This is a genomic window from Vagococcus jeotgali (assembly GCF_035918315.1).
Taxonomy (GTDB): domain Bacteria; phylum Bacillota; class Bacilli; order Lactobacillales; family Vagococcaceae; genus Vagococcus; species Vagococcus jeotgali.
Window position 1 is genome coordinate 1240697 of sequence record NZ_CP142146.1, and the last position, 11973, is coordinate 1252669.

Annotated in this window: 8 protein-coding genes; all 8 read right to left on the bottom strand. The window is 34.8% G+C overall.

Going from position 1 to position 11973, the window contains the following annotated elements; translation table 11 throughout:
* Window positions 1–4: 4 nt before the first annotated feature.
* The 8 genes from VSF34_RS06310 to tpiA all read right to left on the bottom strand — a co-directional run bounded on the left by VSF34_RS06310 (window position 5) and on the right by tpiA (window position 11963).
* Window positions 5–661, bottom strand: a complete 657-nt coding sequence (locus tag VSF34_RS06310; RefSeq protein WP_326716508.1) for an EcsC family protein — start codon at window positions 659–661, stop codon at window positions 5–7.
* Between the two features lie 21 nt (window positions 662–682).
* Entirely contained in the window at window positions 683–3784 is a 3102-nt protein-coding gene (locus tag VSF34_RS06315; protein WP_326716509.1) for a type I restriction endonuclease subunit R, read from the bottom strand.
* 16 nt (window positions 3785–3800) lie between these two features.
* A complete protein-coding gene (locus tag VSF34_RS06320; RefSeq protein WP_326716510.1) occupies window positions 3801–5114 on the bottom strand; it encodes a KAP family P-loop NTPase fold protein in 1314 nt (437 codons plus the stop codon).
* 3 nt (window positions 5115–5117) lie between these two features.
* The gene (locus VSF34_RS06325; protein WP_326716511.1) at window positions 5118–6395 is read right to left on the bottom strand and encodes a restriction endonuclease subunit S; all 1278 of its coding nucleotides are present in this window, start codon (window positions 6393–6395) and stop codon (window positions 5118–5120) included.
* A complete protein-coding gene (locus VSF34_RS06330; RefSeq protein WP_370659249.1) occupies window positions 6385–7923 on the bottom strand; it encodes a class I SAM-dependent DNA methyltransferase in 1539 nt (512 codons plus the stop codon). The genes VSF34_RS06325 and VSF34_RS06330 overlap by 11 nt, the downstream gene beginning before the upstream one ends.
* 347 nt (window positions 7924–8270) lie before the next feature.
* Window positions 8271–9572, bottom strand: coding sequence for a phosphopyruvate hydratase (gene eno, locus VSF34_RS06335; protein WP_326716512.1), 1302 nt, complete (start codon window positions 9570–9572; stop codon window positions 8271–8273).
* Between the two features lie 107 nt (window positions 9573–9679).
* Window positions 9680–11206: a 2,3-bisphosphoglycerate-independent phosphoglycerate mutase gene (gpmI, locus tag VSF34_RS06340; protein WP_326716513.1), complete on the bottom strand. Its 1527-nt coding sequence runs from the start codon at window positions 11204–11206 to the stop codon at window positions 9680–9682.
* Between the two features lies 1 nt (window position 11207).
* Entirely contained in the window at window positions 11208–11963 is a 756-nt protein-coding gene (tpiA, locus tag VSF34_RS06345; RefSeq protein WP_326716514.1) for a triose-phosphate isomerase, read from the bottom strand.
* Window positions 11964–11973: the final 10 nt, after the last annotated feature.

Below are 11973 nucleotides of genomic sequence, written 5' to 3' on the forward strand. Positions count from 1 at the left end.
TCTTTTACTTTTCAAACGCTGATACATCTATCACGTTGTTACCTACAAATACTTTCTTTGCTCTATTAGCTATTGTTTTTGTTGTGACAAAGTCAATTGTGCCACCTACACCAGCACCAACTACTGGTACGATTTTTGTCAGATTAACTGTTCCTTTTGTTCCAGCTTTCGTGATGAAACGATAACCAATTTTTTGATTAATTACTGTCAAAGCTTTACCTGGAATCTTGTTCACAGCACTTAAAGTGACTTTATTCGCTGTTTGAACTCCTGCTTGTTTCAGAGCATCTGTCATCGCTTTTTTCACCATACACCCATATACAAATGTCTGAACCTCATCATCATTCAAGTCATATCCTCTAATGATAGCAATAGCAGCAATCATTCTCATTTGAACATACAACACAGATGTGATATTGGCAGGTAACGTCACAGGCATTGTGATGAATCCACCAAAACTTGTGACAAAACCATTCAATGTATTCTTACTTAATTGATTTTGAATCAACTTATCTATCGCTTTATCTGTATAGCCATATTTTTTTGTATAGTCATTAGTCAGTTCTTGCACAGGTTTAGATACCTTCGGCACACCATTTAAACATCTCTCATACAAAGTATCTAAAATCACAACACCTTTATTTTTTTCAGTGCTTTCCATCTTACAACTCCCTATATCTATTTAACTCAACCCACTTGCCATCAATTCAGCTTGCTCTACAATCCGCTCTACAGCCATTTTTTGTAAATCAGGTGGATAGCCGTATTTCTTCAATAATCGTCTCACAGCAACTCTCATTTGTGCTCTTGTACTATCTTTGACATTCCAGTCTACACTCATATTTTCTTTAATGGTCTTAGTCAGTTCATGAGCAATCGCTTTTAATTCATCGTCACCTAGAACTTCTTTTGCTGTTTTATGATCTGCTAGTGCATCATAAAAAGCCATCTCATCTCGGTTAAGTCCTAAATCTTCCCCACGTTTCATAGCATCATTCATCTCTTTAGCCATCTCAATCAGTTCCTCGATAACTTTAGAGGTTTCAATGGTTCGTTTGTTGTATTTATTAATAGACGCATCTAACATCTCACTGAATTTCTTAGATTGCATCAAATTAGTTCGTTGGATAGATTTTACCTTCCCCCGAAGCAAGCGATCAAGTAATACTACTGCCACATTTTTTTGTGGTAAAGCTCTTACTTCAGCTAAAAATTCATCTGATAAAATAGATAAGTCAGGTTTTTCTAATCCCAAAGATTCATAAATATCAACAACTTCACGTTCAGCTACAACTGATTTAGAAATCAATTGTTTTAGTTGCTCATCTACTTGTTTCTGTGTTGGTTTGTCTCCTGTAATATCAAGTTTCATCAAGGCCACTTTAACTGCTTTAAAAAAAGCTATCTCAGCATTAATTTCCTGTGCTTCTTCTTCTGTGGCACATAGCGCATATGCTTTAGAAATCTCTGTCACCAAGTCTTTATAACGTTTAGTTTCTGTTTTCCCTAAACTTAAAATATAATCCATGGTATTGTTTAATGTTTTCATCTTAACTGATGCTTTATCACTGTTAAAATCGTCATAATCAATCCCGTAAAGTAACTCAGTAATTAAATCATATTTTTCCATCATGACATTCACTGCTTCAGCCACATCTACCCCAGCCTGCTCTTGATCACTTGGTGTGTATTCTTGCAAAGCTTCCTTTAGTGAATCAGCAATACCGATATAATCAACAATCAAGCCGCCTTCTTTGTCTTTAAAAACTCGGTTTACTCGTGCAATAGCTTGCATTAAGTTATGCCCTTGCATTGGTTTATCAATATACATCGTGTTCATAGCAGGCACATCAAAACCTGTTAGCCACATATCACGGACAATGACAATCTGAAGTGGGTCATCATTATCTTTCATTCGACTTGCTAATTTTTCACGTCTAGCCTTATTTCCGATGAAAGGTTGCCAACTTTCAGGGTCACTTGATGAGCCTGTCATAACGATTTTAATTTTTCCTTTATCATCATCATCAGAATGCCACTCAGGACGTAGCTTAATAATTTCTTTATATAAATCGATAGCAATCCGTCTAGACATAGACACAATCATGGACTTACCAAATGACGCTTCTTGACGTGTTTCAAAATGACTAACAAAATCCCTAGCTAAAGTTTCTAAACGGGACTGAGAACCTGAGACAGCCTCTAATCTTGTCCACTTACTTTTTGCTTTTGAAACCACGTACTCTTCTTGATCTTCCATAATCTCTGAAACTTGTTCATCTAGTTTTAGGTTTTCAGGTAACTCTAGAGGGATAATCCGACTTTCATAAAATATTTTAACAGTTGAACCATCTTGAACAGCTTGTGTCATATCATAAACATCCACATAATCACCAAATACTGCTCGAGTCGATTTATCTGTACTGGTAATTGGTGTCCCAGTAAATCCAATATATGACGCGTTAGGCAAAGCATCTCTTAAATATTTTGCATAGCCATACTTCATGACAAAATCCTCGTTACCTTGTTGGGCTAATTTCCCTGAAAAACCATACTGACTTCGATGTGCTTCATCTGCCATCACAATCACATTACGGCGATCAGTCAAGGTGCCCATAGTTGTCCCTTCATCAGCAGAGAATTTTTGCATCGTAGTAAACACAATTCCCCCTGCTTGAACAGATAAGAGTTTTTTCAAATCTTCTCGGTTTTCAGCTTGCTTAGGTGTCTGTCTAAGTAAACTATATGACTCACTGAAGGTTAAAAATAGCTGATCATCTAAATCATTTCTATCAGTTAACACCACTATAGTTGGGTTATTTAATTGCTGAATCAACTTACCCGAGTAAAATACCATAGACAAACTCTTACCTGACCCTTGAGTATGCCATACAACGCCAATCTTTTGATCCCCGTCAACTTCTGTCGCACGTATCGTTTCAGTCACTGCACGATTTACAGCATGATACTGATGATAAGCAGCTAGTATTTTAATAATATGTCTACCATCATCTTTAAATAAGATAAAACTTCGTATTAAATCTAAAAAAACACTTAGTTTTAACATCCCTTTAATCATGACTTCTAATTGTGTGTGACTAGTGCTTGTTTCCTTATGCCCATCAATCGTTCGCCAGACCATAAACCTCTCTTCATTACTTGAGATGGTTCCAACTTTTGCATTAAACCCGTCACTAATAATCATCATTTCATTAAACTTAAATAGATTGGAAATACTTGATTTATAAGTTTGAAGCTGATTAAATGCATCACTGGTCCCGACATTTTCATTAGTGGCATTCTTTAACTCCATCACGACTAGAGGAAGGCCATTCACAAATAAAATAATATCAGGTCGTTTCTCAGTCTCCCCTTCTCTGATAACAAACTGATTAACTGCTAAAAACTCATTATTTTCAGGGTGATTAAAATCAAATAACCAAACTTTTTTCGTGGTATTTCTATTTCCCTCACGAGTTTCCACATCAACACCATCTGTCACAAGCTGGTGAAATGAACGATTCATCGTCATTAAATCAGGGTGAGATAACCTTGAAACTTGACGAATAGCATCATCAATCACTTCTAAAGAGACATCTTGATTAATTTTAATTAAAGCATTTTTTAGCGACTCAACTAACACCACATCTGAATAGCTATCTCTTAATGACAAGACTTGCTCAGGATCAAACTGATTACCTGATACAACAGTGTATCCCACCTCTTCAAGCCACTCTAAAGCTGTTTCTTCTAGCTCTGCTTCTGTGAAACGAAAATCTGACATGATGACACCTCCAATTTTAAATATTACTCATCATAGTTAAAACCTCAAACATTTCTTTAAAGGAATGCTGAATGTCAGATAGATTATATTCATTTGTGGAATCGACTGACTTTATAGAATCATAAATAGTAGTTAATTTTCCCACTGCATCTATTTCTGTTCTGTGTCCATCCCAAATAATAATATAGTCATGATCTTCTTTTCTAAATTCATAGAAATCTATCAAACCATTCATTCCCTGACCACCAATAAACATCTTATATTCTTCACCACTATGTATTCTTAGTCCTATTGAATACAACAACATCAAATATTTCACAGTAGGATCTACCTTGTAGTAATCATTATTATTTCTTTTTAGATAGGGTATAATATTATCAAATAAAATAAAAAAACGATTAATATCTCTCATAGAAAAATTAAAATATTCAATTACAATTAATGCTTCTTTGTATCTAACATCATTATGAGTCATTTTATTCCCTATTTTATTTTGAGCATATATTTTCCTATCTATCTTAGGTAATGTAAATTCGAAATCAAAAAAACGATTCAAGTATTTATATCCATCAAAATTATTGCCATATTCATGCTTTACTGTTTCTGATAATTCTTTCTTATTACTCCCAAATAAAAAAACAATCTGATCATTAATAAAGAAGTGTTTTACAACTTCTAAAAGTTTTACAGCATAACTTGGTTTGCACCTATCTAATTCATCTATAATTATTAGTATTTTTTCATTTGAATCACCCAGAAGCCCTTCTAATAACTCGTTAATGGCTTCTCTTTTCTTTTCAATTGAAGTTATTTTGGGAATAGGGTCCTCATCATTTGAAACCAAATCCTTTATTTCGATTGAACCATTAGTTATTATTTTAACCATTGTATTAGCAGATAATATTCCAATCTTTTTAAGTGTCTTAGTAATTACCTTAACCATTTCTCCTTGTATCTTTTCATTATCTTCAATGCTTGCCATTTTCATCAACAAACTATAGATCAATGATTCTAATGGATTATCATATAAATCATGTTCCCATGCATTAAAATAAAATACATTATACTTAGATTTAAATGAATTAATAACTTTTTTATCTAAATTTACAATATTTTCATTAATTTCATTTATATTACCTAAGTATTCCAGTTGTTTTAGAAAAACCGTCTTACCTGTTCCCCAACCATCATCAAGGTTTAGCACCATTTGACTATTAAGATTATCTAAAAATCTCATCATTACCTCTAAATTTTTATTTCGATTCAAAGAATCAATACTTAACAACCTTTTTATCTCATCTACGTTGTATTCAATATCTAGTCTTTGCAATATTTATACCTCCAATTCACCAGATAGTAGTTTCGGAATTAGTGCATCTCTCAACGATTCTAGTGCTAATACTTCTAATGCAAGTGTATTAATATTTGAAAACAAATCCACTACTATTAATTGAAATTTTTCAAATTCTTCTTTTTGAGGTAATATTATTGGAAATTCTTTTAGTATATCAGTTTTTAAATTTCTAAATACACTTCCGTTGCTCAATGAAAGGATATCTTTTTTATACTCTATTAAGAATAAGTATAGAAACTCTTTTGACAATTCATTAAAACTATCAAATATCAACCAACCATCATGAACAGAAGATAGCATTTTAACTATTTTAGGAATACCAGGTGTTGCACTATTAGACAAAATTAATGTATCACTTTCTACTGTTCTGCTTTTTGAAACGCCTTCTTCTTTTATAAATTCTTTCGTACCATAAATATAAGGAGAAAAAGTTGCATTTGCGTCTGATATTTTTATCCAAGGTCTTCCTTCATTATGAATAAAATCTTTTATTGGGCGAGGAGATGCACCTCTAGTAATTGTTACTATCGACTTTATTCTTTTTATCTCCCACCCCTCAGGTATCTCTCCCAACTCACTATCAACCATCTTTCCACCACTTGATTTATATGGATTTCCATTCTCATCAGGAAATTCAAAATCAACAAACCATCTCTTAAATAAAGCCGATGCCATCTCTTCTAACGTATCAATCATTTGATTGTTTAGTTCTATTTTTGAATCCAAGGAAGATAATATTGTCACTACGTTTTTTTGATAAAGTAAATCAGGAACTAGCATTGCCATTTTTTCTACTTTACTTTTATTCAATTCTACTTGGCCTGTTGAACCTGCTAAAAGAGAATTATTTATATAATTTTGAAATCTCTTATCAGAAATTTGATAATATAAGTATTCACTGATTAATTTAGAATCATCTGTTCTAACTATAGTGACATGCGAATCCGCAAACATTCTCTGTTCAACATTTTTAAAATAATATGCTCTACCAACTGTTCCAACACCTGTTGAATTTATCACGACATCTTGTTTTTTAATATAATGTCTTTCAGGTACTGCAATTTCAGGATTATGATATTTCAAATATTTTCTTTCAAGGTAATTCCAACGAACAGATTTTTGGTTAAGAACTAGAATATCACTTTTCTCTACATATTTTGGCTGCTTACCTCTAGAAATGTATGTAGTCAGTTCGTTTAAATCTCTATTTTTCCAGCTATTTGGAGTATTTTTATTTATTAAAGGACTATATCTCATACCCTATACCTCCTAGGGCTTTTCTAATTTCATCTTCCAATTCATGTGATTTAGCAAATTGCTCTGAAAGAGTCATTGTTAAGCGTGACATTTTCTCTTCAAATGGCTCACTATCTTCTTCTTCTTCAGCAAGTCCTACGTAACGTCCTGGTGTTAAAATGTACTCTTGTTTTGCTACATCTTCTGTTGTACTTGAGTGACAAAAGCCTGCTACGTCCTCGTAAGCTTCCTCATTTGTCCCTTTCCAAGCATGATAAGTATCAGCAATTTTTTTTATGTCATCAGCACTAAATTCTTTCGTTGTTCTATCTGCCATAAAACCTTCATTTCTAGCATCAATAAATAAAATCTCATGTTGGTGATCTCGTTCATTTTTTTTAGTTTTAGATTTTGTCAAAATCCAAATACAAACAGGGATTTGAGTGGAATAAAACATTTGTCCAGGTAGCGTCACGATACACTCTACAATATCAGAATCCACTAGATTTTTTCTGATTTCTAGCTCATTACGTTGACTTGTGGACATACTACCATTAGCTAAAACAAACCCTGCTGTTCCTTCTGGAGCAAGTTTTGATACCATATGTTGAATCCAACCATAGTTAGCATTTCCCTTTGATGGTGTACCGTACTGCCACCTAACATCATCAGTTATTTTTTCTTGACCCCAATCACTAATATTAAAAGGCGGGTTAGCTAGGATATAATCAGCTCGTAAGCCTTTATGTAGGTCATTGTGAAATGTATCGGCATTATATTCCCCAATATTACCGTCGATTCCTCGAATAGCTAAATTCATCTTACATAGTTGCCAAGTTGTTGGGTTAAACTCTTGACCATAGATAGAAATATCTCCAATTCTTCCTTGATGTTCTTCTACAAATTTTTCAGATTGGACAAACATACCACCTGAACCACAACACGGGTCATAGATACGTCCGCTATAAGGCTCTAACATCTCGACTAGTAATTTAACAACGGAACGCGGGGTATAGAATTCGCCACCACCTTTACCTTCTGCACTAGCAAATTTGCCTAAGAAATACTCATAGACTCTTCCTAAAACATCTATTTTTCTACCTTCTGCGTCTCCCACTTTGACATTTGTAATTAAATCAATGGTTTCACCTAATCTAATTTTATCAAGTTGTGGCCTAGCATAATCTTTAGGTAACACATTTTTTAAAGTTGGGTTAGCTTTTTCGATATCAATCATTGCATGATCAATAATTTGCCCGATTTCAGGAGACTTAGAATGCTCACTGATATAGCTCCATCTGGCTTTTTTCGGGACCCAAAAAATATTTTCTGCAAGATACTCATCTCTGTCTTCTTCATCTGCATACTCATCTACAAGTAACTCTGCATGCTTTTCTTCAAAACTATCAGACACATATTTTAGGAAGATTAATCCTAAGACCACATTTTTATATTCAGAAGCATCCATACTACCTCTTAATTTATCAGCTGTTTGCCATAACTTTTCTTCTATTTTTAATTCTGCTGTCGCCATTTTTATATGCCCCATTTTCTAATTAAATTATGTTATCTATTCACAATATCATTTTACCAATAATCATCATGTATGCCTAGAATTATAAATTGTACGATTATAAAATAAAAAAAGACAATCCATCATTTTATCGGATTGTCTCTCCATATGTTATACCATATGAAACAAAAATCCTGTTTAATTATTCAATTTCATAAACATTTATCACTTTCTACTCAAAACGACTAAATATCAATCGAATTATGACTAGATCACTATCTTTATCAAAATAGACAAAAAAACACCCCCTAGCAATCGCTAGAAGGTGTCTTCACGTCCGGTCATTTTTAATTCCTATAGAATGAGCTTTGTTTAACTGTTAATTATTTGTTTTTTAAGTTGTAGAAAGCATCTAAACCTTTGTACTCAGCTACGTCACCTAATTGGTCTTCGATACGTAATAATTGGTTGTATTTAGCAATACGGTCAGTACGTGATAGAGAACCAGTTTTGATTTGTCCAGCATTTGTTGCAACAGCGATGTCAGAGATTGTAGAATCTTCTGTTTCACCAGAACGGTGAGAGATAACTGCAGTAAAGCCAGCTTCTTTAGCCATTTCGATTGCTTCAAATGTTTCTGTTAATGTACCAATTTGGTTAACTTTGATTAAGATTGAGTTAGCTGAATCTTCTTCGATACCACGAGATAAGATTTCAGTGTTTGTTACGAATAAATCGTCACCAACTAATTGAACTTTTTCGCCTAAACGAGCAGTTAATTCTTTCCAACCAGCCCAGTCATTTTCGTCCATACCATCTTCAATTGAGATGATTGGGTATTTGTTTACTAATTCTTCTAAGTAATCTACTTGTTCAGAAGAAGTACGTTTAGCGCCATTAGCACCTTCAAATTTAGCATAGTTGTAGATACCATCTTCGTAGAATTCACTTGATGCACAGTCAAATCCTAACATGATGTCTTTTCCAGGTACAAATCCAGCAGCTGCGATAGCTTCTAAGATTGTTTCAACACCGTCTTCAGTTCCAGTGAAACGAGGAGCGAATCCACCTTCATCACCAACAGAAGTTTCTAATCCACGAGATTTTAAGATTTTAGCTAATGAATGGAATACTTCAGCACCCCAACGTAGAGCTTCTTTAAATGTAGGTGCTCCTACTGGTAAAATCATAAATTCTTGGAACGCAATAGGTGCGTCAGAATGAGAACCACCGTTTACGATGTTCATCATTGGAGTAGGTAATACTTTAGTATTAAATCCTCCTAAGTAGTGGTATAAAGGAATTTCTAAGTAGTCAGCTGCTGCACGAGCACAAGCAATAGACACACCTAAAATAGCGTTAGCTCCTAATTTACCTTTGTTTGGTGTACCATCTAATTCGATCATACGACGGTCAATAGCCATTTGGTCTCTTACGTCATATCCGATTAATTCTTCAGCGATAACGTTGTTTACATTATCAACAGCTTTTAAAACACCTTTACCTAAATAACGAGATTTGTCTCCGTCACGTAATTCAACGGCTTCGTGTTCACCAGTTGAAGCTCCTGAAGGAACCATACCGCGACCAAAAGCACCGCTTTCTGTGTAAACTTCTACTTCGATTGTTGGGTTACCACGTGAGTCTAAGACTTCGCGAGCATAAATATCTGTAATAATTGACATTAAAAATTCTCTCCTTTAGGATATTGTTTTTTTTAGCTACGGAAGAATTCTTCCATAGTTACTATTGTACCTATTTTCTCTTGATTTTTCAATCAAAAGCCTGTTAACTACTTAATTAGTGATTCACCAGTCATCTCTTTTGGTTTCTCAATATCTAATAAGTCTAACATTGTTGGTGCCACATCTGCTAAACGTCCACCATCACGAATGGTAATATTATCTTTTGTGATAATTACTGGAACTGGAACAGTTGTGTGAGCTGTATGCGGGTTACCTTCTGGTGTACTCATTGTCTCAGAGTTACCATGATCGGCAAAAATAATCGCAGCCCCACCTTTTTCAATAATCGCATCCACGACTTTACCTAAGCAAATATCTACAGCTTCAATCGCTTTAATCGCTGCTTCTAAAATACCTGAATGACCAACCATATCAGGATTAGCAAAGTTTAAGATAATCGCGTCATGCTTATCAGCCTTAATATCAGCTAATAAGGCATCTGTGACTTCATAAGCACTCATCTCTGGTTGCAGGTCATAAGTTTCAACTTTTGGTGAGTTGATTAAGATACGGCTCTCCCCTTCATACTCCTCATTACGTCCACCATTCATAAAGAAAGTAACGTGAGGGTATTTTTCAGTTTCAGCAATTCTTAATTGTTTTAAGCCAGCATCAGATAAGACTTCACCAATACCATTTTTCATAGTAACCGGTGGGAAAGCCACTTCTGCTACAATGCTTGGGTTGTATAAAGTCATTGTCACAAATTTTACATTCTCTGGATGAGTTTTACGCTCAAAATGTTCCCATTCTTTATCTGTAAAAGCATTAGATAATTGAATCGCACGGTCTGGTCTGAAGTTAAAGAAGATCACTGAATCATTATCTTTAACTGATCCAACTGGTTTTCCGTCCTCTTCAATCACAACTGGAATTAAAAATTCATCATTAACTCCGTTATCATAAGACTCTTTAACGGCTTCAAGTGGGTTAGTTGCTTTCACACCGATACCATCAACAATCGCTTCGTATGCTTTAGACACACGTTCCCAGCGTTTGTCACGGTCCATAGCATAAAAACGACCTGAAACAGTTGCTACCTTACCGTAGTTTAACTCTTTCATCACCTTTAATAAGTCTTCCATATAACCATAAGCAGACGTTGGCGCAACGTCACGACCATCTAAGAAGGCATGAATGTAAGTTTCTTTAACGCCTCTTTCTTTAGCCATTTTAAGTAAGGCATATAAATGGTTTAAGTGAGAATGCACCCCACCATCAGATAAAAGACCAAATAAATGTAGAGCTGAATCATTTTCAAGAGCATGATCAATCGCATGATTTAGAGCTTCATTTTTTTCAAATTCAGCATCTTCAATCGCTTTATCAATACGTGTCAAACTTTGATAAACAATGCGTCCAGCACCGATGTTTGTGTGGCCTACTTCAGAGTTACCCATTTGGCCATCAGGAAGACCTACGTCTAGTCCTGATGCTTTCAATGTACTATGTGCATAGTGGTTCCAGTAACGATCAAAGTTTGGTGTGTTTGCTTGTTTAACAGCATTTCCCACTACTTCATCACGTTGACCATAACCATCTAAGATTATAATTGCTACTGGTGCTTTACTCATATTAGTTTAAAGCCTCCAATAATGCTAAGAATGAATCAGCTTGTAAGCTTGCTCCACCTACTAAAGCACCATCAACGTTTTCTTTAGCCATATATTCAGCGATATTTTCAGGTTTCACTGAACCACCGTACTGAATACGAACTTTTTGTGCCACCTCATCAGAGTAAAGATCAGCAACAGTTTGACGCACCACACCACAGATTTCGTCTGCAATATTAGCATCAGCTGATTTACCAGTTCCAATAGCCCAGATTGGTTCATAAGCAATGACCATTTCTGATACTTGCTCTGGAGTAAGACCAGCAAGTCCAGCTGTAATTTGAGCTTTAATCCACTCAGCAGTTTCCCCTGCTTCATAAGTTTCTAAAGACTCACCACAACATAGGATTGGTGTCATGTCATATTTAATGATAGCTTTTGCTTTTTTGTTAATGTCTTCATCTGTTTCATGGAAATACTCACGACGCTCAGAGTGACCAATAATCACATATTGAACACCTAAATCAGCAAGAGCTGCTGGTGAGATTTCACCTGTAAAGGCACCACTTTCTTCAAAGTAACAGTTTTGAGCAGCAACTTTTAAATCACTACCTTCTGAGATTGTCATTAAGTCTGATAAGAATAAAGCAGGTGAACCGATAACAGCATCTACTTTATCGTTACTTGGGATATTGTTTTTTACTGCTTCAGCAAAGTCACGTGCTTCCTTAGCAGTTTTGTTCATTTTCCAGTTTCCAGCAATAATTGGTTTACGCATGATTTTATCT

Bases quoted from the DNA above. Each gene is read 5' to 3' on its own strand.
- VSF34_RS06310 (WP_326716508.1), bottom strand. From the start codon at position 661: ATGGAAAGCACTGAAAAAAATAAAGGTGTTGTGATTTTAGATACTTTG.
- VSF34_RS06315 (WP_326716509.1), bottom strand. From the start codon at position 3,784: ATGTCAGATTTTCGTTTCACAGAAGCAGAGCTAGAAGAAACAGCTTTA.
- VSF34_RS06325 (WP_326716511.1), bottom strand. From the start codon at position 6,395: ATGAGATATAGTCCTTTAATAAATAAAAATACTCCAAATAGCTGGAAA.
- VSF34_RS06330 (WP_370659249.1), bottom strand. From the start codon at position 7,923: ATGGGGCATATAAAAATGGCGACAGCAGAATTAAAAATAGAAGAAAAG.
- eno (WP_326716512.1), bottom strand. From the start codon at position 9,572: ATGTCAATTATTACAGATATTTATGCTCGCGAAGTCTTAGACTCACGT.
- gpmI (WP_326716513.1), bottom strand. From the start codon at position 11,206: ATGAGTAAAGCACCAGTAGCAATTATAATCTTAGATGGTTATGGTCAA.
- tpiA (WP_326716514.1), bottom strand. From the start codon at position 11,963: ATGCGTAAACCAATTATTGCTGGAAACTGGAAAATGAACAAAACTGCT.